Here is a 24,069-nt window from a genome sequence, read left to right as displayed (position 1 = left end):
GTCCTGTTGTTCGTGGTCGGCAAATGACGGCGCCTCAGCACGCGAAGCGCGCCAGCGAGAAGGGTGCCAGATCGATGTCGCTCCGGCCGAGAACGACATGCTGGGCCACCGCCTTGCCGATAGCGGCGGAATGCTTGAAGCCGTGCCCGGAACAAGCCGAAACGACCATGATCCGGTCGCGGGCGGGATCGTGGTCCACGATGAACCCGGAATCGGGAGTGACGGTGTAGAGGCAGACCGCCGATCCGACCGGGCGCGGCTTGACGCCGCCGAGGCGGCCGGCCAGATGGTCCCGGAACATGCTGATCTGCTCGGCCGCCGCTACCGTGCGGTCGACCCGGTCGGGATCGGCCGATTCCTCGTACTGTTCGGTCGCGACCTTGATGCTTCCCGAGCCGGGCAAGGCGGGAAAGCCGTAGAAATAATCGCTCGCCTTCGGTCCGTGCATCCATATGACGACCGGGAACCTGCCGGGGGATAGCATGGTTTCGTCGGCCTCGAACCAGTGCAGGACCTGCCGGTTGACGCGCAGCAGCCGCCGGAACTCGCCGCCCAGGAGCTGGGCGGTCCAGGAGCCTGCCGCACACACGGCGCGATCGGCCTGGATCGTCCCCGCATCGGTTTCCACCGTGACGGAGCCGCCCGACTGCGACAGCGACGTGACGGTCCGGCCCGTGCGGATCCGTGCCCCCAGCGCTTTCGCTCGATCGAGCTGCGCCTGGATGCAGCGCTCCGGATACAGAAAGCCCCCGCCCGGCTCGAAGCAGCCGATCTCGTCGCGCAGCCCCGCGATCTGGGGAAAACGCTGCCCGATCCCGGTGGCATCCAGAATTTCGTGCGGGATGCCGAAGCGTCTGGCGCTGTCGACGGTGCGGTTGACGAAGTTAGGCTTGCCGTGATGGAGCGCCGTGTCATCCGATGAACCCAGGATCAGGCAGCCGGACTGGACAAGGAGGCTTTCGCCCGTCTCATTCTCCAGCTCCCGCCAGATCGCGTGCGATCCCAGCGCCAGCGGCACGTAATCCTCGCCCTCGCCGATCGCGCACCGGGTGATGCGGGTCTCCCCATGGCTCGATCCCTTGTCATGCGGCGGCGTGAAGCGGTCGATGCCGATCGCCTTCACGCCCAGCCGGGCAGCCTGATAAAGCGTCGCGGCGCCCATGGCCCCCAGCCCGACCACGACGAGATCGGCGGTTTCTATCTGTCCGGCCATCGGTCAGGCTTCCGCCATGGCGGTGTGATGCTGGAGCACCTGCTTCAGGAAGGTCGCGGCCCTCCGGCTGCGTGGGGCTTGGAAGAACTGTGCCGGCGGCGCTTCCTCCACGATGCGCCCTTCGTCCATGAAGACGATCCGGTCCGCCACCTGACGGGCGAAGCCCATCTCGTGGGTGACGCAGACCATCGTCATGCCCGATCCGGCAAGTTCGGTCATCGTGCCCAGGACTTCCTTGACCATCTCGGGATCGAGCGCCGATGTCGGCTCGTCGAACAGCATGACTTCGGGTTGCATGCACAGGGACCGGGCTATCGCCACCCGCTGCTGCTGTCCGCCGGAAAGCTGCGACGGATACTTGTGGGCCTGTTCGGGTATCCGGACCTTCTCCAGGTATTCGAACGCCAGCGCCTCCGCGTCGCGCTGAGACTTCCGGAGTATCCAGGTCTGCCCGACGGTCAGGTTCCGCAGCACGGTCATCTGCGGGAACAGGTTGAAGTTCTGAAAGACCATGCCGACCTTGAGCCTGACCTGTTCAAGCCGGCGCCTGTCGTTCATCACCTCCAGCCCGGCGACCGTGATCCGGCCTGACTGATGGTCCTCGAGGCCGTTCAGGCAGCGGACGAGGGTCGATTTTCCCGAGCCGGAAGGACCGCAGATCACGATCTTCTCGCCCCGGTCGACCTTCAGGTCGATGTCCTTCAGTGCTGCGAAGGGGCCGAACCACTTGCTCAGGCCTTCCACCGAAATCATTGCTGTCCCGTTGTCCAAGGTGCGGCCTCCTATAGGATCATGTCGAGGAATTCACGGGTCCTCGGTTCCGCCGGCGATCCGAACACCTGGGCGGGCGTGCCCGTCTCGACGATGCGGCCGCGGTCCATGAACATCACCCGGTCGGCGACTTCCCGGGCGAATCCCATCTCGTGCGTCACAACGACCATGGTCATTCCCTCGCGCGCAAGCTCCCGCATGACCGCGAGGACTTCGCCGACGGTTTCCGGATCCAGGGCGGAAGTCGGCTCGTCGAACAGGATCGCATCCGGCTTCATCGCTAGCGCCCGTACGATCGCGACCCGCTGCTGCTGCCCGCCCGACAGCTCGACCGGATATGAGTCGGCCTTGTGGGCAAGGCCGACCCGGCGGAGCAGTCTGATCGCCGTTTCTTCCGCCTGGGCTGCGGTGGCGACACCGGCGCGCTGCGGCGCCAGGCAGATGTTCCTCAGCACGGTCATGTGCGGAAACAGCGAGTAATCCTGGAAGACCATTCCGATACGCTGGCGCGCCCTGCGCCAGTCGCGGTTCGAGCGGGTCTGGACCGGCGCGCCGTCCACTTCGATGCGGCCGTCGGTCGGCATTTCCAGCCCGTTGAGACAGCGGATGAAGGTGCTCTTGCCCGACCCGCTCGGGCCGATGACGACCAGCACCTCGCCCCGCGCGATGTCGGCGTCCACGCCGTCCAGGGCACGCATGCCCTTGAAGCTCTTGACCAGCCCCCGGACGCTGATCAGCGGCGGTGAAGACGGAGATACCGCCGCCGTCATGCCCGATTGCTCCGCGCGAGGTCGGCGAAGTCCGCTTCCAGCCGGGCCTTGGCCTTGGCGACGCGTTCCTGACGGGCGGTGAGTTCCTGGCGGTCCGTCTCAAGGGAACGCCGAAGCCGCTCGGCCATGCCGAGCACGTCGCTTCTGGCCGGGCTGCCGGTTCCGGCGCGGCCTTCGACCGCCCGTGCCGGGTCGAGGCTGTCGCGCAGGGCATCGGCGGAGAACCGGATGTCATGACCGACCGTTTCCCGCGCCGCCTGGTTCAGCAGGTCCGTCGTGATCTCTTCCGCCTTCAGGCCGCGCGCCATCGCCAGCCTCACCACCCGCCCGACGATGTGATGGGCCTCGCGGAACGACAGCGTCGTTTCCCGCACCAGCGCGTCCGCCAGATCGGTGACGGTCGAGAAGTTGGCCTTGGCCAGTTCCAGCATGCGCTCGCGCCTCGGCTCGGCCCTGGCGACCACCAGGGACGCCACCGGCAGCATTCCCGCGAACTCCTCCAGCGCTTCCCAGGTCCAGCGCATGCCGTCCATGGTGCCATCCTGGGCATGGCTGAACGGCACGGCCTTGTAGGCGGCGAGCGCGGTCACCAGGGCGCCGGTCATGATCGCGACCCTGCCCTTCAGGTTTTCCAGAGCCGCCATGTTCTTCTTCTGCGGCATGATGCTCGACGTGATCGCGATGCAGTCGGGCAGATGCAGCGTCTGGAACTCGTACGTCGTCATGACGTAGAAGTCCTGCGCCAGCCGGCCGATGCTGCTCGCCAGCAGCGACGCGGAGGACAGCAGTTCGATGACGGCATCCCTGTTCCCGACCGCATCCTGGGCATGATGGACGATGCCGTCGAAGCCCAGCGCTTCCGCCGTCGAGGTCCTGCTGATCGCGAAGGACGTGCCGGCCAGCGCCGCCGCCCCCAGCGGGCTGAGGTTCACCCGGGCATAGCATTCCGCGAGGCGCCGGAAGTCGCGCTCGACCGCATGGGCGAGGCCGAGCAGGAAGTAGCCGTAGGTGATCGGCTGCGCCGGCTGGAGATGCGTGTATCCGGGCATCACCACGTCGGCGTATCGCTCGCCCTGGTCGATCAGGTTACGGCGCAGTGCCAGCAGCTCGTCCATGATGGACAAGGCGACCTTGCGGGCGCGCAGGCGGTCCTGCGTCGCTTTCAGGTCGTTCCGGCTGCGGCCGATATGGATGCGCCCGCCGACATCCGGCCCGACCATGCCGATCAGCTTGGCTTCATAGTTGAAATAGGGGTCTTCCAGGGCCGGATCGAGCGTGAAAGCCCCTGGTCCGGCTTCCTCCAGTTCCAGGACGGCGCGTGCCAGACGGCCGGCCACGTCGGCACTGATGATGCCGCGGTTGAGCAGCATCAGCACGTGGGCCTTGTTGATCTCGGTGGTGAGCGGCAATTGGGGGGCGAATGTCCGGCGTAGCGCCGGCTCCATCAGGCCCTTCTGGACCTCGGGAGCCATGGCTTCAGCCAGGAAGCCGCTGACCTGCGATTCCATTGAAACGTCTCCTGCAAGTATCTTTTATGAAGGTGCGCCACACCTCGGACGGTGCGCCGCACCGTCGCGGCGTCGCTTCCGGCTCAGACCGTTTCCCTGACGGGCTGGACGGCGGTCGCGGCCGATGGCATTCGGCGGGATTGGCGGGTCGTGAGATAGCGTTCCAGTTTTTTCGTTCCCGCCGCCAGGGACGCGCAGATGACGAAGTAGACGAGCAGCACGAAGCCGTAGATCAGGAAGGCCGGGCTATACCCCGTCATCAGGGTCGTCCGTTCGACCACGATCTGAGCCGCCCGGAAGAATTCAGTGGCGCCGACGATGGATGCCAGCGACGTCGCCTGGATCAGCAGCGAGAACAATCCAGTGAAGGGCGGTATCATCGGCAGCAGCGCCTGCGGCCCGAGCACGAACCAGAAGATCTCCCAAGGTTTCAGGCCCAGCGCCATGGCGCTCTGTTCCTGATGGCGGGAAACCGATGCGAAGCCGCTCCGCACGATCTCCGCGCCGTTGGCGCCTCCCCAAAGCGAGAAGCTGATGGTCGCCGCCGCGAAGGGATCGAGCGAGATGCCGACCAGCGGCGCGCCGAAATAGACGAACATGACGTTGACGATCAGCGGAATGTCGCGCAGCAGCTCGATATACGCGAAGGCGATGAAGCGGACCCAGCGGCGCTTGGTGACGGTCATGAGGCCGACCAGGGCCGAGATGAGGGTCGCGAACAGCAGAGTGACGACCGCGAGCTGAAAGGTCTGGAGAAGCGCCGTCCAGAACAGCGGAAGGTTTTCCAGGATTAGCGTCATGAGCCTGCCCTTACGAGGTGCGGAAGGGGCGCTGAAGCACGCCTTCGAGCCTGCGCACGAACAGCGACAGGATAAGAACGATGCCGAGGTAGAGCACGCCGATGGCGGCGAACATTTCCAGGATGCGGAAGTCAAGCGCCACGCGGTCCATCGCGACGAAGGTCAGCTCCGCAAGACCGATCGCCTGGAGATAGGCGGAGTTCTTCAGCACCGATACCGCCGTGTTCAGCATGGTCGGCAGGCTGATGCGGACGCCGAGCGGCAGGGCTACCAGCCAGAGGTAATGGATGGGACGGAACGCCAGCGATCCCGCCGCTTCGCGCAAGCCTTTGGAGACCGCCAGGAAGCCGCCCCGGACATTCTCGATGTTATAGGCGCCGCCCCACAGCGAAAGCGCCAGCACCCCGGACCAGAAGGTCGAAAGCTGAAGGCCCAGGCCCGAAAACCCGTAGAATACGAAGTAGATCTGGGGCAGCAGCGGGGTGGACCTGATGAAATGGACGTATCCCCCGACGACCTGCGACAGCACTGGTATTTCAAAAAGCCTGATCGCCGCCCCGACGATGCCGATCACCACCGAGATCGCGATGCTGATGACACTGACTTCGATGGTGATCAGCAACCCGTCGAGCAGCGCCGGCATGGTGTCGACGATATAGCCGAACTGGAAATCGTAGGTCATGTCTCAAGAACTCCCGTCATGCGGGACGGCCCCTGCCGGGGCCGCCCCGCGCTTGGCGATCACTGCCCCTGCGTGGGAGCCTTTGACAGGTCCCAGAGATCGCTCCGGACTTCCGCCAGTTCGGGTTCGCTGTAGGCCTTGATCCAGCCGGAGACGACGCCGTCCTGCCGGGCGCGCTCGATCGCGGCGTTGAGATATGTCCGCAGTTCTTCCTCGCCCTTGCGCAATCCGATGCCGCGGTATCCAAGCTGATAGCGGTCGTCGAGCATCCGGACGCGGTCGTTCTTGTCGGCGATAGCCACCTGCGCCGCATAGTCATGGGCATAACCGGCGCCACGGCCCTGAACCATGGCCTGCAGGGCGTCGGACACGGTGTCGAGCTTCATCAGCTTGGTGTCCGGCATGTTCTTTTCGAACCACGGGATCTGCCAGGCGCCTTTCAACACGATCACCGTCTGGCCGCTCAGTTCCGACATCTTCTGAACCGCGCTGTCCTTGGGCACGATCACGGAACTGGCGCTCCAGGTGTACGGCTCGCTGAAATCGATCACCTGCTTGCGCTCGTCGCTGATCCCCAGCGTTGCGATCAGAAGGTCGACCTTGTTGCCGATCAGCGTGGGAACGCGGTTCGCGGCGGTGACACAGACCAACTCCGTCTTGCCGTCATCGCCGAAGGCATACTTGGCGATCTGCTTCGCGAACTCGACCTCGACGCCGACCGGCTTGCCGGAGCCGTCGTAATATCCGTCGGGCGGATAATCGCAGCGGACGCCGACGCGGAGCACTCCCTGTTCCTTGATCGCGGCAGGCAGGGGCGGCATATCGGCGGCATGGGCGGGAGCCATGCCGAAGGTGGCCGCGGTGAAACCGATCGCCATGCAGACGCCAAGCGCGCCGTTCCAGATTTTCATCTCGTGAACCTCCTGTTTCCTTGTTTTCCTTTGGGAGTGAGCGCGATTCTGGCGCACCGTTCCATGAAATGAACGGACTGATTTAATGAAATAGCTTTTGAATCAGTTCACAGAACCGAAACCGCCACCTATCTCATAGTATTGGCAGGATACAAGTTCATAAAACTCGTATTTCTGATTTGCCAAACCGCACTCTGAGCGGATTTCATTTATCCAAATCTCGCCCGAAACTCACCTGTCGAAGATTTTTCTTTTCCGCTTCGGGAAATTTGTTGTTTCCATTGGACCTTTGGAACAACAGCATGTCAACTCATACTTACTACTGTATAAATAACCAAACCTTATATTAGGAGACTTGCATGTTGAGCTGGCGGCAGATCGAGGCCTTCCGCGCGGTGATGCTGACCCGGAGCATGACGGGAGCCGCGGAGATGCTTGCGGTGACTCAGCCCGCCATCAGCCGGCTCGTGAAGGATCTGGAGCAAGAGGTGAAGTTCACGCTGTTCACCCGGCGCCGGGGCGGTCTGGTCCCGAGTGCCGGAGCGATGGCGCTTTACGCCGAAGTGCAGCACAGCTTCAGCGGGCTCGATCGTATCGGGCGCGCGGCTCACCGGTTCCGCAACAAGCAGGCCGGCGCCCTCCGCATCGCCTGCTTTCCAGCCCTGACCCTGACGTTTCTACCTCAAGTCATACGAGAGTTCGCCAGCCGGCACGATGGCGTCTCGATAGCACTGCACACCCACAACTCCCCGGATGGAACCGACCTCGTCCGGGCGCAGCATTACGATCTTGGTCTGACGATGACGCCGACCAGCGAGGCCGGCGTCATCGTCGGTCCGGTGCTGCGGTCCTGGTGCGTCTGCATCATGCCGCCGGATCACGAGTTGACCAAAAAGGACGTGATCTCGCTCAAGGACTTCCGGGACCAGCCGTTCATCTCGCTGGCCGAGGATACCACCACCCGGTTCAAGATCGATTCCGCATTCCGGGCCGCCAACATCGAGCGCCGGCTGGAAATGGAAGCCCGGTGGTCGGCCGTCATCTGCAACATGGTATCGCTGGGACTGGGCCTGTCGATCATCGAACCGTTCACCGCATCGTCCTTTGCCGGCAAGGGTCTGGAGGTGCGTCCCATCAACGTCATGATCGACTTCAGCTTCGCCACGGTCATGCCTCTGGGCAAGGAGGAGTCCCCGCTCCTTGCGGAGTTCATCGCCTGTATGAACGAACGCTTGAAATTTTACCTGATCGACGATCCGGGAGATTTGGATGACGGTGGTGAACAGCGCCTCGACGATAAGTTCAAGCTGTATCCTGGCGATGAGCGAGGCTCAACGTGATCGATTGCCGATCTCCACCGACATCGTCATACTCCGCCCATGCACACCAGCCGAGCCGACCTGGCGGATTTCAGCTACTTCCTCGCCATCGCCAAGCATCGCAGCTTTCGCCGCGCGGGCCTCGAACTGGGCGTCAGCGCGTCCGCGCTCAGCCACGCGCTGAAAGGCCTCGAGACGCGGCTCGGCGTCCGCCTGCTCAACCGGACGAACCGGAGCGTGACGCTCACCGCCGCCGGTGAGGAGTTGCATGCCGCGATCAATGGTCCGTTCGAGGCTATTGGGGCGGCCACAGAGGCGCTGAACCGCCATCGGGCGAAGCCCGCAGGACGGATCAGGCTTAACGTGCTGGAACACGCGAGTTCGCTCCTGCTCGCACCGGTCCTACCGACCTTCGTCGACCGCTACCCCGACATCGGGGTGGACGTAGCGGTTTCAAACCATCTCGTGGACGTGATCGGCGAAGGGGCCGACGCGGGGATACGCTATGGCGGGACGGTTCCCGAGGACATGATCGCCCAGCGGTTATCCGGCGACATACGCTGGGTCGTGGTGGGATCGCCGGCATATCTGGAGAGGTTCGGCGACCCGGGGCACCCGCGCGACCTGCTTGCACACCGCTGCCTTCGGATACGGCTCGGCGACGAAAGCATCTACCACTGGGAATTTGAGAAGGATGGCGAGGAACTGGCGGTCGACGTGCCCGGAGCCGTCACCATAGACGAGACTCAGTTTGCGCTGAACCTTGCGACCGGAGGCGCGGCACTCGGTTATTTCCCGGAACCTTGTGTCGACTCACTGGTCCGGCGCGGAGAGCTGCGCATCGTGCTCGCCGACTGGGCGCCCGTCGGATCGGGCTTCCACATCTATTATTCCGGACGCCGGCAGTTGCCGACCGGCCTGCGGCTCCTGATCGATCTCATCCGCGACATGCGCCCGCTCGGCCCCTGAAAGGCGGGACCTTGTAAAGCGGAGCTTCGAGAGGCTCGACGATGAGCCCGGCTCATCGCCCCGTCAACGACGCGACGGGTAACCGGTACCGGACATCAACTCCATAATCATCCCATCACGGCCGGTGTCGTGATGCAGTCGGCGTCAAGTAGGATGAGCATGACCGGTAGAGCCAATTCGGAAACCATCGACAGGACGACGCCGCTTCCGCGCGGAGGTAGTGCCGCCAGCGGCTGGGGAGCGGTGCTGGCGTTGACCCTGTGCGTGTCGACACTGATCGCTTCGGAGTTCATGCCGGTCAGCATCCTGACGCCGATCGCGTCGGACCTCCACTTGACCGAGGGAACTGCGGGACAGGCGATTTCCGTATCGGGCCTTTTCGCCGTCCTGACAAGCCTCACCATTTCATCCCTTACGGCGGGGATCGACCGTCGCGTCGTGCTGTTGGGATTGACGGTGCTGATGCTGCTGTCGGGCTTGCTGGTGACGTTCGCTCCCAGCTTCGCGGTCCTGATGGCAGGGCGCGCATTGCTTGGCATCGTGATCGGTGGCTTCTGGTCGATGTCGGCGGCGACCGTCATGCGGCTGGTTCCAAAGGACCAAGTACCTGGTGCGCTGGCGATGCTGAACGGGGGCAATGCGCTCGCCACGACTTTAGCCGCCCCACTGGGAAGTTTTCTTGGACAGCTCATCGGCTGGCGCGGCGCCTTCTTCGTGGTGGTCCCGCTCGCCGCGGTTACATTCGCGTGGCAATGGCTGACCCTCCCCGCGATGCCGTCCGATCGTTCAAGCCGCGGCGCGAGCGCGCTGGGCGTACTCCGCCGGCCCTTGGCCAAGGGCGGGATGGCAGCGGTGGCGATGCTCTTCATGGGCCAGTTTGCGCTGTTTACGTATATCCGCCCGTTTCTGGAGAACGTTACTCAGGTGAGCGTGCCGGTCCTCTCGCTGATCCTGCTGGCAATGGGCGGAGCCGGATTGGCCGGTACCTGGCTCATCGGCCGTATCGTTGCCATGAGCCTTTCCGCGACGCTGATCCTTGCTCCTCTCGCCCTGGCGGCAATCGCGCTGTGCCTCGTCTTTGTGGGTGCGATGCCGGGACCGACCGCGACTCTCCTCGTGGCTTGGGGTCTGGTCGGAACGGCGGTGCCCGTCGCGTGGTGGACGTGGCTGAGCCGGACCCTGCCTGAAGATGCCGAGGCAGGCGGCGGTTTGATGGTCGCCGTGATCCAACTGGCGATCACGACAGGCACGGCGGGCGGCGGGTTCCTGTTCGATGCGGCCGGTTACAGGGCGACCTTTGCCATGGCCGCGGCATTGCTCGGCGCCTCTGCCCTACTCGGCGTCCTCTGTGCACGTCGGACAGCCGACACGGCGCGTTCAGTTCATTAGTTCTTCGACCGAACCCTTGGGAGGATGCAGATGAACACCGAAAACAGGCTGAACGGCAGCGATCCGTCCAACCGCACGTCCGTCACCGCTACGGTCAGCCGACCTGGGGTGAGGCTGTTCGGAGCAGTCGTCCTGCCATTGTCGCTCCTCGCCTGCGCGCCAGTGCAATCGAGGACACAACCACAGAATACTTCATCGAACCAGGGAGCGGAGCAGATGGAAATCAGTCGCAGCGGCACCCAGACTCCAAACCATGGGCCGGCGGAATACTTCACGGGCGAGGCCACGATTACTCCGCTGTTCAATGCCGAAGGGCCGTCGCAAGTCGGGGCTGCATTGGTGAGGTTCGAGCCTGGAGCCCGCACGGTCTGGCATACGCACCCGCTCGGCCAGCGTCTGATCGTCACCTCCGGCACCGGCTGGACCCAAGTGGAAGGAGGCCCTGTCGAGGAAATCAGGGAGGGCGACGTCGTCCGGTTTCCGCCCAACGTTCGCCATTGGCACGGCGCGACGCATACGACCGTCATGACCCATATCGCCATCCAGGCATCGAAGGACGGCAGCCCCGTCCGGTGGGCGGAGCATGTCTCGGAAGCCGAATATCTCGCCGGCACTCGCAGCGAATAACCACTTGGCAGGAGCCGCAAGATGCGCGTGAAAGAGCTGCGAAAGGACAGGGATGTCCGGGTCGACGGTCTGCCCGACGGCTACCGCACCATGAAAGTGCGCCAATCGCTCATGCTACCGTTCCGTCCGCGGCCGACCCTGGAGCGACCTTGCCGATGACAACTCTCGAACGATGGACATGTCTCCTGGTCCTCGTGCTTGCCGGCATCTGCCCCTGCTCGTTTGCAATTCGGGCCTTGGCGGCGGAACCGATGGCAGCAGTCTCACCACCGGTGGACGTCGAGCGAAACGCCATGAGGATCAGGATGCTTGCCAAGGGGTGGCAACTGACCGCCGATCTGGAGGATGGTGCCGCATCTCGGGATTTTGCTGCCTTGCTGCCGCTTGAGTTGACGCTCCGCGACTACCACGGCACAGAAAAGGTCGCCGACCTTCCGGTCCGCCTGTCGACTGAAGGCGCGCCGGATGGGACCGATCCTGCCATCGGCGACATCGCCTACTACGCGCCTTGGGGGAACATCGCGATTTACTACCGCGATTTCGGCTACTCCAGCGGCCTTGTCCGGCTCGGCCGGATCGAGGGCGGTGTCAGCGGCTTGGCCGGGAAGGATCCCGTCGTGGTCAGGATCGAGACCATCGTCACCGAGGCAGATTGACTGAACAGCAGCGGGATTACCGGAAGCCCCATTTGTTGAGCGACTTAGGTCATCATGACGAGACAGACATCACTCAAATACTCCCCTGAGGTGCGCAGGCGCGCAGCCAGGGCGGCATGACCCGACCAAATCGGCCTCCGGTAATTCCGGCGCGGTTCAACCACGGCGGTCGCACCCGCGACCAGACAGGTCGCATGATCCAAGAAGATGCCGCCGCCGAATTGCGCCGCCGGATGGATGTCGGTCTGGAACATGTCGGACGAGCGGCTTTGCAGATACAGCGCCACGTCGTTCCCTGGTCGTTCCAAAGCCAGTAGGCAAGCCGGTGCGTCCGACCAGTCCAGGTGGCATCTGGTATGGGCCGCGCGCCGCGACCGTGCCGACGACGCTAGGATCAAGCGCTACATCGGGATATACCGTTCTCCCGAGGTGCGTGAATTCGTCCTCGCGCGTTTCAAAGGCACGATCCTGCCGACCTGGTAAGCACCGGAGACTCCCCGCTCATGACCGGCCACCATACTGACGACACGTCCATCTTCGACCACGATCTGGAGCGCAAGCCGGCCAACCACGTGCCGCTCAGCCCCCTGGGCTTCCTGCGGCGCTCGGCCACGGTCTATCCGGACAAGACGGCCGTTATCCATGGCGACCGGCGGATCGGCTATGCCGAACTCTACGACCGCTGCCGCCGTCTGGCGGCGGCGCTGGTGGCAGCGGGGGTCAAGCGCGGCGATACGGTCGCCGTGCTGGCCCCCAATGTTCCGGAACTGCTGGAGGCGCATTACGGCGTTCCCATGGCGGGAGCCGTCTTGAACGCGCTCAACACCCGTCTGGACGCCGCCTCGATCGACCTCATCCTGGACCACAGCGAAACGCGCGTGTTGATCGTGGACCGGGAACTGGGCGCCGTCGCGGAGGAAGCGTTGAACCGGCTGGGACGCGACCTGCTGGTGATCGAGATCGCTGACGAAGACGCAAAGCACCCGGTCAGCCTGGGCGGCATCGAGTACGAAGCTTTCCTGCAAAGCGCCGATCCGTCGGCGACCATCGGCGAGGCCTGGATCGAACCGCGCGACGAATGGGACGCCATTGCGCTCAACTACACATCCGGCACCACCGGCAATCCCAAGGGCGTCGTCTATCACCATCGCGGCGCCTATCTCAACGCGCTGGGTAACGGCTGGACACTGAACCTGCGGCCCGAGAGCGTCTATCTCTGGACGCTGCCGATGTTCCACTGCAACGGCTGGTGCTACACCTGGGCGGTGACCGCCGCCGGCGGCACCCATGTCTGCCTGCGCCGGGTAGAAGCCGCCGCCATCTTCGACGCGATATCCCGCCATGGCGTCACGCATCTATGCGGCGCTCCGATCGTGCTCAACATGCTGTCCAACGCGCCGGCCGGGCAGCGAAGGACCTTCAGCCAGCGGGTCAGCGCCGCTACCGGCGGCGCCGCACCGCCCAGCGCCGTGCTCCAGGCGATGTCGGCGCTGGGTTTCGACGTGATCCATCTCTACGGCCTGACGGAATGCTACGGCCCGGCGACGATCTGCGCCGAGCAGCCGGGATGGGCGGACCTGCCCGATATCGACCGATCAAAGCTGAAGGCCCGCCAGGGCGTGGCGCTGCCGACGATGGATCAGGTCGGCGTCTTCGACGACTCCGGCAGCCCGGTTCCATCAGACGGGATCACGGTCGGTGAAATCGTGCTGCGTGGAAACACGGTAATGAAGGGCTACCTGAAGAACCCGGCCGCCACGGTGGAGGCGCTTGGCGGCGGCTGGTTCCGGACCGGCGACCTCGCGGTCAGGCATCCGGACGGCTATGTCGAGGTCAAGGACCGTTCCAAGGACATCATCATTTCCGGCGGCGAGAACATCTCCTCGCTGGAGGTGGAGGAAGCGCTGTACCGGCACCCCGCCGTCCTCGAAGCGGCGGTGGTCGCCCGCCCGGACCCGAAATGGGGCGAAAGCCCCTGCGCCTTCGTCACCCTGAAGCCCGACGCGGCGCCGGTCGATGAACGCGACGTGATCGCATGGTGCCGTGACCATCTGGCCCATTACAAGGTACCGCGCCGCGTGGTGTTCCAGCCGCTGCCCAAGACATCCACTGGCAAGATTCAGAAGACGGTCCTGCGCGACGAGGCCCGCGGCCTGGATTGAGAGCGGTATATCATACCGGCAGCGGAAGAGCTTGACCGGTCTGGAACGCTGGATACCGGCGTTCCGACGACAAGGGCGTCGGCTTCCTCGATCGACTCGATCACGGCAAGGGCTTCCGGTGCCGGTTCGTCCCTCGTCAAGGCGGTGCCCATTTACTGCTTCAGCGACTTGCAACGATAGAAATATTCTCCCCACAGGTCTGCACCCCATCCCCCGGACAGGGAAACTGCGATGGGCGGCACTTCGGGCCGGGAACCAATGCGTCACGGAGGAATTTCAAACTTGGCGAGTTTTCGCCCTGCGGCATCGCCAGACATGATCGGCTAGCTCCATGGCTTAAGTTGATAATAATCGTTCAGAAACGCGGAAGGGACGGAAGATGAGCTACCGGTACCTGGGAAAGAGCGGCGTGAAGGTGTCACCGATCACGCTGGGCACCATGATGTTCGGCGGTCCGACGGACGAGACGGCATCGCACAGGATCATCGCCAAGGCGCGCGAGCGCGACGTCAACTTCATCGACACCGCCGACGTCTATAACGAGGGCCGTTCGGAAGAAGTCGTGGGCCGTGCCATTGCGGATAGCCGCGACTGGTGGTTCGTCGCCACCAAGCTCGCCAATCCAATGGGCGACGGCGTCAACCAACGCGGGCTGTCCCGCAAATGGATCTATCAGGCGGTGGACGCCAGCCTGAAACGGCTGGGTACCGATTACATCGACTTGATCTACCTGCACCGCGCGGTGTTCGACTCACCCCTGGAGGAAACGGTGCGGGCCATTGCCGACCTGATCCGGCAGGGCAAGTTGCGCTACTTCGGCGTTTCCAACTTCCGGGGCTGGCGCATTGCCGAGATCTCCCGGATCGCGGATCTTGTCGGCATCGATCGGCCGATTGCCAGCCAGCCACTCTACAACATCGTCAATCGCACCGCCGAAACCGAGCAACTGCCGGCGGCGGCCCACTACGGCCTTGGCGTTGTTTCATACAGCCCGCTGGCGCGCGGCGTCCTCACCGGCAAATATGTACCGGACGCGGCCCCTCCCCCCGACACCCGCGCCGGCCGGTCCGACAAGCGCATCCTCGAGACCGAATGGCGACCGGAATCGATCCGCATCGCACGTGAACTGACGGCGCATGCCGAGGCGCGCGGCACCACGGCCGCCAACTTCGCCCTGGCCTGGGTCCTGAACAACAAGCTGATCACATCGGCCATCGCCGGCCCCCGTACTGAGGAGCACTGGGACGGCTATCTATCGGCGCTGAACTATCGCTTCACGGCGGAGGACGAGGCGCTGGTCGAACGACTCGTGGCGCCGGGACACACTTCCACCCACGGATTCACCGATCCCGGCCACCCGGTCGAAGGCCGGGTTCCCCACGTCGGTGGCACCAGCAACCGATGAGCATGCGGGTCAGTCCCGTTGACCAGCTACGCGACACCGGTCAGCGGTTCGAGGAACTCGACGCCCGGCTGGCCGAACAGGCTGAGGCGGCCCTAGACCGTCAGGCTGTCCTGCCGCCGCAGCGTCGCGACGTACTCAGCCCGGTTCTCAATTTTGTGTCTTGGTCCTATTCACAGGAGCCGGAGGTCAACCCAGCAGTTATCCAGGGCTTTGTTTTTCCGGCAAGTTACTTGCCATCGGCATCGCAGATTTTCCCGGAATAGGACCTTTTGTGGTTTCGTGCGTAGCCCCTTGCGTGAGGCCGAGATGTCCGTTGCCCGGACGATGCTTCCACGAAGAATTCAACCACTGTCAGTACACGTCGACTTCGATGGATCAAGCAACGAAGATGTCGGCCCCACCTGGGCTCCCAGTGGGATCCAAGCTGGTGACACCGAGAATTGTGAGGACGTTGCCATTGTCGAAGTCGATCTGAAGGTCGGTCCCGTTGACTACGTTTACATCGATTTGCGGATTATTACCCGGATTGTCGTCTCCGGCTTCAAGGAGACCGAAGGGGGGCGAGTCTCCGGCGGTGTCAATGAGTTCGGCTTGGGTAAGGCCGGCTCCATTCAAGTCGATCTGGTCCTGATCCGGGTTGAAGCCTGTGATGGTATCCGACCCCCCGTTATTGATATTATAGACGAAGATGTCACTGCCGGCACCACCGTTCAGCGCATCATTGCCGGCACCGCCGTTCAGCGTATCACTGCCGGCATTGCCTCTCAGCGTATCACTGCCGGCACCGCCGTTCAGCGTATCACTGCCAGAGCCACCCTCGATCGTGTCACTGCCGGCGCCGCCCTGGATACTGTCGTTGCCGGAGCCCCCGACGAGGTTGTCGGCATCGGCGCCACCGTCGATCGTGTCGTTGCCAGAGCCGCCAACTACGGTGTCGCTTCCGGCACCTCCCACGATCGTATCATCATCGCCACCTCCCCAAAGCTCGTCGTTGCCGGCCCCACCAAAGATGCCGTCGTTTCCCGATCGGCCGATGATAAAATCGTTTCCATCTTCACCAAACAGTTGATCGGCGCTGCCGCCGCCATCAAGAACATCATCACCGTCGCCGCCCCGGATCGTATCTTCGCCGTTGTCGCCGATGAGGACATCGTTACCACTGCCGGCGGCATTGTTTACCTGGGCACCGCCGTATATTTGATCGTCTCCAGGACCCCCAAAGACAACATCGTCCCCGGCATTGGCAATGATCAGGTCATTACCAGCAGTGTCTTGATCAGTAGGGAAAAAGTCTTTTCCGGCCGTTAGATTGAACGTTGCCATCGATTTTTGCTCCTCTGACACTGTTTCCGTCTGGATGGCCCTGGATGTTTCGTTGGCTATCAACCGTTTACTGCCAAGATGCATGAAGTGCTCAGGCGGAAATGGTAGATTTCGAACCTGTAAAGAGTATGAGCATCGATGTGCGGTCGTCCTTGATCTAAGTTAACTTTTGATTGTAATTTCGGGAACAATTTCGCAGTGATTTACTGCCCGTCTCGCCTGGTCCACCGCCTTGTTTTCCCAACAATGTCGGCAGCGAGGACGCGATGAAGCCAACAAGCCATTCCGGCCGGCTTGATCGTTTCCTGCCACGAACTGCGGCCCGTCGGGTCGGCGAGAAGCTTAGGATCACCGGAGAAGAGCGTGGGAAAGAAGACAACGTCTCAGTATTCCCACTCGAAAATCACGCTGATATTGCCGCCGGAGTTTCCCCGGTTTCAGCGGCAGCCCCGGCTGAGTGCGGTCGAGTGCCTGGATTTGAGACTTCTCATCGATGGATACGACCACCGCATGGACGGGCGGGTCCATGTAGAGGCCGACGACATCCTCCACCTTGGCGGCAAAGGCCGGATCGTTGGACCGCTTGAAGGTACGGATGCGGTGCGGCTGGAGCCGGTGCGCCTCCCAGATGCGCTGGATCGTGCGCAGGCTCAGGTTGACGGCCTTGGCCATCGCCCGTCCGGTCCAGTGTGTCGCCGTTCCAGGCGGCTCCGCGCAGATCAGGGCGACCACCCGCCGTACCGTCTCCTGCGGAACCGGAGCCTTGCCCGGCTTGCGGCTGGGTTCACGCAGCAGGACGTCACGCCTTTCTCGGCGAAGCGACGCTGCCAGCGCCAAACCAATGGCCGGCTCACCCCGACCTGCCGGGCGATCTCTAGCACCGGCAGGCAGTCCGCCGAAAGAAGGACGATCCGGATCCGCTGCACATGCTTGAGCGGGCGGTTGCGATCCCCGATGACGGCGGCCAACCGCGCGCGGTCTTCAGGGCTGACGATGACGCTGATTGTCTGAGCCATGAGCTCAGACTCGCATAACGCCGATCCGCTGTGAATCCCTTGTCTGTGTCAATGCACCAGCCGAACATCGACGGTACGACCAAATCTATGTCGTATATTTGCCGTACGACTTTGAAGTGGCTGCTAAGTGCTTGATAAGATGGCGTCCCCAAGGGGATTCGAACCCCTGTTACCGCCGTGAAAGGGCGGTGTCCTAGGCCTCTAGACGATGGGGACGAGGCGTTGAAGTGAGATGGTTGATAGCCGGGCGACGGGGTTGATGCAAGAAGGTTTTTTCTGACGGCGGAAGTTTTTTGCGGGCTTATTCAGGGGGCTAGCCGGCGCCCCAGACCGGAGCCGCGTCCTCGATCATCAACTGGACATCGTTGCGGCCCTGCCAGTTGTCAGGTCTCAGATAGCCGGCGATGTGCATGGGCGAGCCGCCGCTCTTCAGCAGCGCCTTGCCGAGGTCGGTGTCGAGTGTGCGGAACGCGATGGCTTTCAGGCGCTCCCCTCCCTGGCCACTCAGGATGCAGCGAACGTGGTTTTCCCCGACGACGCTGGCCTGGACGACACGGGCATCGGCCAGAGCGAAGCGCGGTTCCGAATTGCCGGTGCCGAAGGGTCCCAGGCGGTTGAGCAGGGAAACCAGATCGGGAGTCGCACCCCCGACGGAAAGCATGCCGTCAAGTTCCAGGGTCGGCGCCAGCGGGCCGTCCACCTGCTGGTCCGCGATGCGACCGGCTAGGAAACTCTTCAGTTCGGGCAGGCGGTCGGCGGCAGCGGTGAAACCGGCTGCCATCGGATGGCCGCCGCCGGCGATCAGCAGGCCGGCATGGCGCGCCGCGATCACGGCGGCGCCGAGGTCCACGCCCCGTACCGAGCGGCCCGACGCCTTTCCGATGCCGTTGTCCAAGGCCACGACGCAGGCGGCGCGGTTGTAGCGCTCCTTCAGACGGGCGGCGACGATGCCGATCACGCCGGGATGCCAGCCTTCGCCGACGGCGAAGACCAAGCCGCCGAGGTCTTCGAGGGCCGCTTCCACGCCGGTCATGGCTTCTTCCAGGACCTCGGCCTCTATGGCGCGCCGCTCGGTGTTGTGCTGGTCGAGGATCCTGGCGATCTGGGCCGCCTCGCGCGGGTCGTCGGTCGAAAGCATGCGGGCGCCGAGGTCAGAGGCCCCTACCCTGCCGCCGGCATTGACCCGTGGCCCGAGGATGAAGCCGGCATGCCACGCGTCGGGCTTCTCGGTCAGCTTGCACAGGTCGGCAAGTGCCGTGATGCCGGGATTGCCGCGCTTGGCCATGACCTTGAGGCCCTGGGTAACCAGGGCACGGTTCAAGCCTATCAGCGGGACCACGTCGCAGACGGTTCCGAGTGCGACGATGTCGAGCCAGTTCAGGAGATCCGGGGCCGGGCGGCGGTCGTTCCACCAGCCGGCCTCCCGCAGTGCGCGGTTGAGTGCGACGACCAGCAGGAAGGTGACGCCGACCGCGGCCAGCGTCTTGTGGGGGGACGCATCGTCCTTGCGGTTTGGATTGACCACGGCGACAGCGCGCGGCAGGCGCGGTTCAGCCGCGTGGTGGTCGATTACGACGACCTCCAGCCCGGCATCCGCCGCAGCGGCCAGGGGGTCGAACGACGTCACGCCGCAGTCCACCGTCACGACAAGGCTGACGCCTTCGGACTTGAGGCGCAGGAGAGCCGGCGCGTTGGGGCCGTAGCCTTCGGCGATGCGGTCGGGGATGTAGACGGTGACGTCGGAACCGGCCGCGCGGAAGAACCGGCGCAGCAGTGCCGACGACGTGGCGCCATCCACGTCGTAGTCGCCGAACACCGCTACCTTCTCGCCGCCCATGATGGCACGGGCGATCCGCGAAGCTGCGGCGTCCATGTCCTTCAGGTGGCTGGGATCGGGCAGCAGCGACTTCAGCTTCGGCGTCAGGAACGCCTCGGCCGTGGACAGATCGATACCGCGTGCGGAAAGCACGCGGCCGACCAGTTCAGGCAGGCCGTAGCCCTGGGCAAGAGCCAGGGCCGTCCGCTCGTCCGAGGGCCGGGCGATCCAGCGCCGGCCGCCGAACGAGCGGTTTACCTTCAGAAAAGCGTTCTCGGATGTCACCGATCGGTGGGACCGAAGCCGGTCTTGCGGCCGAAGTTGTGGTGAGCCTCGACCATGCGGACGGTGCCGCTCTTGGACCGCATGACGATCGAGTGGGTGACGGCGCCGCCGGCGAAACGGCGCACGCCGCGCAGCAGGTTGCCGCTGGTGACGCCGGTGGCGGCGAACATCACGTTGCCGCTGGCAAGGTCGTTCAGCTCGTACTTGCGGTTGAGGTCGGTGACGCCCCAGCGTGCAGCACGTGCCTTCTCGTCGGCGTTGCGGAACAGCAGCCGGCCCTGGAACTGACCGCCGATGCAGCGCAGGGCGGCGGCGGCAAGGACGCCTTCCGGAGCGCCGCCGCTGCCCATGTAGATGTCGACGCCGCTTTCCGGCTGAGACGTCGCGATCACGCCCGACACGTCGCCGTCGCCGATCAGCATGATGCGTGCGCCGGCTTCACGGACCTTGGCGATCAGTTCGGCATGCCGCGGGCGGTCCAGGATGCAGACGAGCAGTTCGGACAGGTCGGCGCCCTTGGCCTTGGCCAGGTTGCGCAGGTTGTTCTCGACCGTCTCGTCCAGATCGACGATGTTGTCCGGCAGGTTGCCGCCGACGGCGATCTTGTCCATGTAGACGTCGGGCGCGTTGAGGAAGCCGCCTTCCTCCGCCATGGCGATGACGGCCAGGGCGTTGGGGCCGCCGGTCGCGGTGATCGTGGTGCCTTCCAGCGGATCGAGCGCGATGTCGATCTTGGGACCACCGGTGCCGACCTTCTCACCGATATAGAGCATCGGCGCCTCGTCCCGCTCACCCTCGCCGATCACGACCGTACCGTCGATCGCCAGCCCGTTCAGCGCCTGCCGCATCGCATCGACGGCGGCCTGATCGGCCAGCTTCTCGTCGCCGCGGCCGATCAGCAGCGACGCCGACAGCGCCGCCGCCTCGGTCACGCGCACGACCTCAAGGGCCAGGTTGCGGTCCATTTGACGCGCTTCTTGCTCTACCATCGTTTTCCCCCTGGGGTTCGACCCCATTTCATCCAAAATCTAGTTACTGTCCAGGGCCGTCAGCCGGCCCGATAAGTAGATCAGAACTGCTCGATCCGTATCAGACGCGGCTGTTCCAGCACCGCCTCCAAACTCTCCAGCGACGTCAAGGCACGTTGGATCGATGCCTCGTCGGTGTCGTGGGTCGTAAGGACGACAGGTACCGCTTCACCCGGCGCACGGCCGCGTTGAAGAAACGCCTCCATCGAGACGTTCTCGTCGCGAAGCGCCGCCGCGACATCTGCTATCACGCCGGGACGGTCCACCACCATAAGGCGCAGGTAGTAAGCACCTCGGCGTTCCTCCGGCGAGGCCGTATGAATCCGTGCGAGACGCCCGGATGGGACCCCGAAGACCGGGGCGATCCGGCCCCGGGCCACATCCAGCAGATCGGCGACGACGGCCGAGGCGGTCGGTCCCGCACCAGCGCCCCGTCCGACGAAAGTCACCTTCTCGACGAAATCGCCGTCCGCGACCACGGCATTGAAGACGCCGTCGACCGCCGCGATGGGCGAATCGATCGGGACCATGGCGGGATGCACGCGCTGCTCGACACCGCCGTTGTTGCGCCGGGCGATGCCGAGAAGCTTGATCCTGTAACCGAGCTCCTTCGCGTACTCTATGTCCAGTGCGGAGATGTGCCGGATGCCTTCGATGTGGACGGCGGCGAAATCGACCGGGCAGCCGAAAGCGACCGAGGTCAGGATCGCCAGCTTATGGGCCGCATCGACGCCGTCGATGTCGAAGCTGGGATCGGACTCGGCATAGCCCAGCTTCTGGGCTTCGGCCAGCACGTCGCCGAACTCCCGTCCGGTTTCCCGCATCTCCGTCAGGATGTAGTTGCAGGTGCCGTTCAGGATGCCGTGGACTTCCTTGATCGCATTGGCGGCAAGGCCCTCGCGCAGGCCCTTGATGACCGGAATGCCGCCGGCGACCGCCGCTTCCAGGGCAAGGGCGACACCCCTGCGCTCGGCCAGGGCAGCCAGTTCGTTGCCGTGATGGGCCAGCAGGGCCTTGTTGGCGGTAACGACGTGCTTGCCGTTCTCCAGCGCGGTCACGACCAGGTCGCGGGCGATGCCCTCGGACCCGCCGATCAACTCGACCACGACATCCACGTCAGGGTCGGAGGCGAGGGCTACCGCGTCCTCGTACCAGCGCACGGTGCTGAGATCGACCCCGCGGTCGCGGCTGCGCGAGCGGGCGCTTACGGCCGTCACCACGATCCGCTGGCCGCTGCGCATTTCCAGCAGGTCGGCGTGCGTCTCCAGCACCTTGAGGACGCCGGCCCCTACGGTGCCGAGTCCGGCGATGCCTATCCTGAGCGGCGTCTTCACGATGCCGCCCGCTGTTTGGAGGCGACCGGCGCACGGCGCACGGTGGTTGCCGGCGCGATGCCGGCTTCCTGGAAGAACTGGCGGATGTTGCGGCAGGCCTGCCGGATGCGGTGCTGGTTCTCGACCAGCGCCAGACGGACATGCCCGTCGCCGTATTCGCCGAAGCCGATGCCGGGAGCCACCGCGACCTTGGCTTCCTGAAGCAGCAGCTTACTGAACTCCAGGCTGCCGAGATGGGCGAACTGCGGCGGGATCGGCGCCCAGGCGAACATGCTGGCGGGCGGGCTGGGAACCTGCCAACCGGCGGCGGCCAGACCCTCGATCAGCACGTCGCGGCGTGCCTTATAGATGGCGCGGGCCTCGGCGACGCAGTCCTGCGGACCGTTGAGCGCCGCCGCGGCGGCGACCTGGATCGGCGTGAAGGCGCCGTAGTCGAGGTAGGATTTGATCCGCGCCAGCGCCGTGATCAGCTTCTTGTTGCCGGTGGCGAAGCCGATGCGCCAGCCCGGCATCGAATAGGTCTTGCTCATCGACGTGAACTCGACCGCGATCTCGCGGGCTTCCGGGATCTCCAGGATCGACGGCGGCGGAACGTCGTCGAAATAGATCTCGGAATAGGCCAGATCCGACAGGATATAGATGCCGTGCTTAAGGCAGAACTCCACGATCGGACGGTAGAAGTCCAGGTCCACCACCTCGGCCGTCGGGTTGGACGGGTAGTTCAGGACGACCGCCAGCGGCTTCGGCACGCTGTGCTTGACCGCCCGCTCCAGCGATTCCAGGAAGCTGTGCCCCTGCCCGATCGGCAGGTGGCGGATGGAGGCGCCGGCCAGGATGAAGCCGAAGGGGTGGATCGGATAGCTGGGATTGGGCACCAGCATGATGTCGCCGGGGCTGGTGATCGCCTGCGCCAGATTGGCCAGACCTTCCTTCGACCCGATCGTGACGATCGCCTCGCTCTCCGGATCGAGCGTCACGTTGAAACGCTTCTTGTAATAGGAGCAGATCGCCCGCCGCAGGCCGGGAATGCCGCGCGAGTTGGAATAGCGATGGGTCTTGGGATCCTGCACCGCCTCGACCAGCTTGTCGACGATGTGCTGGGGAGTCGGCAGGTCGGGGTTGCCCATGCCGAAATCGATGATGTCTTCGCCTGCGGCTCGGGCTCGCGCCTTCATGGCGTTCACTTCCGCGAACACGTACGGCGGCAATCTTTTGATTCGGTGGAATTCGCTATCCGTCATGGGTGCCCCAAAACCTGGAGATACAGGCGCTTCTCAAAAATGCGCTCCGCCCACGCCGACACGGCGATCGGCCGGATCGGAGCGGGGAGCCAGTATGTACCGCTCCGCCGCGCCGGAATCGAGATTTTTCGGCAGCCCGAGTACCCTAAAGATAAGGATACGCCGGATTGCCCGCCAGGAACGGGCAAAACGTCACTGAATGCCGCTCTGCTGAAGATCCGGGGGAGCGCTGGGGATCTGGATGGCGCCGACCGGCGGCGGCACGTCGGTTCCCATCGGCGGCAGCGAGGGCGGCGCCTGCCGGGCCGGAGCCACCGGGGCGCGGGCATCCAGATCGGCGCCGGCCGCCACGTCCTCGCCGCGCTCGATCCTGAGTCGGTCCATCAGAGCCTGCCTTTCCGCCGGCTTGCTGAAGACGGTCGGCCGGGGCGGTACGCTGGCAAGGTTGGGCCAGGTCTTGTCTTCGTCCGTAGCCCGGCGGATGAGTCCCTGGTCCGCCCCCTCGGGCGGCAGTCCGGCCCCGCCGCCGAGCAGATCCAGAGCCGGGCTATCCGCACAACCGGCCAAACCCATGGTCATCGTCAAAATGATCATAGATTGCCGCACAGTGCGACGAATCATTCCTGCGGCCATCATTTTGGTGCCGTTTTATCGTTTTTGTCACCCATAGCCGGCATAGTCTCCCTTGACGGTGGATTTTTGTATCCCCGTGCGTCGATTGGGCGCGGGCCGATCCGGCTACATCGGGCCGCCCGCGCATCACGGCGCTGAAAAAATTACGCCGATGTTGTATCAAAGTGCGCAGTCCATCAAGCCCGGCATTCCCGCGTTCGACATATGCGCC

The 24,069-nt window shown here is 64.2% G+C and carries 22 protein-coding genes, 1 tRNA gene and 1 pseudogene; 8 read left to right on the top strand and 16 right to left on the bottom strand.

The window, feature by feature from the left end; all coding sequences use genetic code 11:
- Positions 1-34: 34 nt before the first annotated feature.
- The 7 genes from solA to N826_RS00885 form a co-directional block, all read right to left on the bottom strand.
- The gene (solA, locus tag N826_RS00915) at positions 35-1,213 is read right to left on the bottom strand and encodes an N-methyl-L-tryptophan oxidase (protein ID WP_044425442.1); all 1,179 of its coding nucleotides are present in this window, start codon (positions 1,211-1,213) and stop codon (positions 35-37) included.
- Between the two features lie 3 nt (positions 1,214-1,216).
- A complete protein-coding gene (locus N826_RS00910) occupies positions 1,217-1,966 on the bottom strand; it encodes an amino acid ABC transporter ATP-binding protein (protein WP_044425441.1) in 750 nt (249 codons plus the stop codon).
- Positions 1,967-1,995: 29 nt separating this feature from the next.
- Complete coding sequence (locus N826_RS00905; RefSeq protein WP_044425440.1) at positions 1,996-2,754, bottom strand: amino acid ABC transporter ATP-binding protein; 759 nt, start codon at positions 2,752-2,754, stop codon at positions 1,996-1,998.
- Positions 2,751-4,262 carry an argininosuccinate lyase gene (gene argH, locus N826_RS00900; protein ID WP_044425439.1) on the bottom strand — a complete coding sequence of 504 codons (1,512 nt, stop codon included), beginning with the start codon at positions 4,260-4,262 and terminating at the stop codon, positions 2,751-2,753. Before argH ends, N826_RS00905 begins: the two co-directional genes overlap by 4 nt.
- 83 nt (positions 4,263-4,345) lie before the next feature.
- A complete protein-coding gene (locus tag N826_RS00895) occupies positions 4,346-5,062 on the bottom strand; it encodes an amino acid ABC transporter permease (RefSeq protein WP_044425438.1) in 717 nt (238 codons plus the stop codon).
- 10 nt (positions 5,063-5,072) lie between these two features.
- Positions 5,073-5,744: an amino acid ABC transporter permease gene (locus tag N826_RS00890; protein ID WP_044425437.1), complete on the bottom strand. Its 672-nt coding sequence runs from the start codon at positions 5,742-5,744 to the stop codon at positions 5,073-5,075.
- 59 nt (positions 5,745-5,803) lie between these two features.
- Complete coding sequence (locus N826_RS00885; protein ID WP_044425436.1) at positions 5,804-6,655, bottom strand: transporter substrate-binding domain-containing protein; 852 nt, start codon at positions 6,653-6,655, stop codon at positions 5,804-5,806.
- Between the two features lie 359 nt (positions 6,656-7,014).
- Between N826_RS00885 and N826_RS00880 the strand changes: the two genes are divergently transcribed.
- From N826_RS00880 to N826_RS00860, 5 genes are all read left to right on the top strand, one after another.
- Positions 7,015-7,995 (top strand): LysR substrate-binding domain-containing protein, encoded by a 981-nt coding sequence (locus N826_RS00880; RefSeq protein WP_052830727.1) that lies wholly within the window; start codon positions 7,015-7,017, stop codon positions 7,993-7,995.
- Positions 7,996-8,034: 39 nt separating this feature from the next.
- Positions 8,035-8,943: a LysR family transcriptional regulator gene (locus tag N826_RS00875; protein WP_044425435.1), complete on the top strand. Its 909-nt coding sequence runs from the start codon at positions 8,035-8,037 to the stop codon at positions 8,941-8,943.
- A 159-nt stretch (positions 8,944-9,102) separates the two neighbouring features.
- On the top strand, positions 9,103-10,332 hold the full coding sequence (locus N826_RS00870) for an MFS transporter (protein WP_244619399.1): 1,230 nt from the start codon (positions 9,103-9,105) through the stop codon (positions 10,330-10,332).
- Between the two features lie 30 nt (positions 10,333-10,362).
- Positions 10,363-10,959, top strand: coding sequence for a (R)-mandelonitrile lyase (locus N826_RS00865; RefSeq protein WP_308518097.1), 597 nt, complete (start codon positions 10,363-10,365; stop codon positions 10,957-10,959).
- A gap of 155 nt (positions 10,960-11,114) precedes the next feature.
- Positions 11,115-11,615 carry a cyclophilin-like fold protein gene (locus tag N826_RS00860; RefSeq protein WP_147040055.1) on the top strand — a complete coding sequence of 167 codons (501 nt, stop codon included), beginning with the start codon at positions 11,115-11,117 and terminating at the stop codon, positions 11,613-11,615.
- Between the two features lie 44 nt (positions 11,616-11,659).
- Here the strand turns inward: N826_RS00860 and N826_RS44120 are convergent, their stop codons facing one another.
- Complete coding sequence (locus N826_RS44120; protein WP_169789262.1) at positions 11,660-11,902, bottom strand: hypothetical protein; 243 nt, start codon at positions 11,900-11,902, stop codon at positions 11,660-11,662.
- Between the two features lie 216 nt (positions 11,903-12,118).
- Here N826_RS44120 and N826_RS00845 point away from each other — a divergent pair, with 216 nt between their 5' ends.
- The 3 genes from N826_RS00845 (at position 12,119) to N826_RS00835 (ending at position 15,445) form a co-directional block, all read left to right on the top strand.
- Entirely contained in the window at positions 12,119-13,777 is a 1,659-nt protein-coding gene (locus tag N826_RS00845; RefSeq protein WP_044425429.1) for an acyl-CoA synthetase, read from the top strand.
- Between the two features lie 379 nt (positions 13,778-14,156).
- Positions 14,157-15,182 carry an aldo/keto reductase gene (locus N826_RS00840; RefSeq protein WP_044425428.1) on the top strand — a complete coding sequence of 342 codons (1,026 nt, stop codon included), beginning with the start codon at positions 14,157-14,159 and terminating at the stop codon, positions 15,180-15,182.
- On the top strand, positions 15,179-15,445 hold the full coding sequence (locus tag N826_RS00835; RefSeq protein ID WP_147040058.1) for a hypothetical protein: 267 nt from the start codon (positions 15,179-15,181) through the stop codon (positions 15,443-15,445). The genes N826_RS00840 and N826_RS00835 overlap by 4 nt, the downstream gene beginning before the upstream one ends.
- 112 nt (positions 15,446-15,557) lie before the next feature.
- On the opposite strand, the gene N826_RS41440 is transcribed toward N826_RS00835, so the two are convergent.
- From N826_RS41440 to N826_RS00795, 8 genes and pseudogenes are all read right to left on the bottom strand, one after another.
- Positions 15,558-16,505: a calcium-binding protein gene (locus tag N826_RS41440; protein WP_169789270.1), complete on the bottom strand. Its 948-nt coding sequence runs from the start codon at positions 16,503-16,505 to the stop codon at positions 15,558-15,560.
- 402 nt (positions 16,506-16,907) lie between these two features.
- Positions 16,908-17,521 (bottom strand): annotated as a pseudogene (locus N826_RS00825) (IS630 family transposase); the annotation flags it as partial.
- A gap of 140 nt (positions 17,522-17,661) precedes the next feature.
- Positions 17,662-17,737, bottom strand: a tRNA-Glu gene (locus tag N826_RS00820).
- 97 nt (positions 17,738-17,834) lie between these two features.
- Positions 17,835-19,622 carry a single-stranded-DNA-specific exonuclease RecJ gene (recJ, locus tag N826_RS00815; protein ID WP_044425425.1) on the bottom strand — a complete coding sequence of 596 codons (1,788 nt, stop codon included), beginning with the start codon at positions 19,620-19,622 and terminating at the stop codon, positions 17,835-17,837.
- Positions 19,619-20,587, bottom strand: a complete 969-nt coding sequence (gene glpX, locus N826_RS00810) for a class II fructose-bisphosphatase (RefSeq protein ID WP_147040060.1) — start codon at positions 20,585-20,587, stop codon at positions 19,619-19,621. Before glpX ends, recJ begins: the two co-directional genes overlap by 4 nt.
- A 104-nt stretch (positions 20,588-20,691) precedes the next feature.
- A complete protein-coding gene (locus N826_RS00805; RefSeq protein WP_044425423.1) occupies positions 20,692-21,984 on the bottom strand; it encodes a homoserine dehydrogenase in 1,293 nt (430 codons plus the stop codon).
- Positions 21,981-23,225, bottom strand: coding sequence for an LL-diaminopimelate aminotransferase (locus N826_RS00800; RefSeq protein ID WP_044425422.1), 1,245 nt, complete (start codon positions 23,223-23,225; stop codon positions 21,981-21,983). The genes N826_RS00805 and N826_RS00800 overlap by 4 nt, the downstream gene beginning before the upstream one ends.
- Positions 23,226-23,417: 192 nt before the next feature.
- Complete coding sequence (locus tag N826_RS00795) at positions 23,418-23,804, bottom strand: hypothetical protein (protein WP_147040062.1); 387 nt, start codon at positions 23,802-23,804, stop codon at positions 23,418-23,420.
- Positions 23,805-24,069 lie beyond the last annotated feature (265 nt).

Origin of the sequence: Skermanella aerolata KACC 11604 (assembly GCF_000936425.1) — a bacterium.
In the GTDB taxonomy this organism is placed as follows: Bacteria; Pseudomonadota; Alphaproteobacteria; order Azospirillales; family Azospirillaceae; genus Skermanella; species Skermanella aerolata.
Note: the sequence above shows the minus strand (reverse complement) of the source record. Positions and strands in the feature narration are given on the sequence as shown.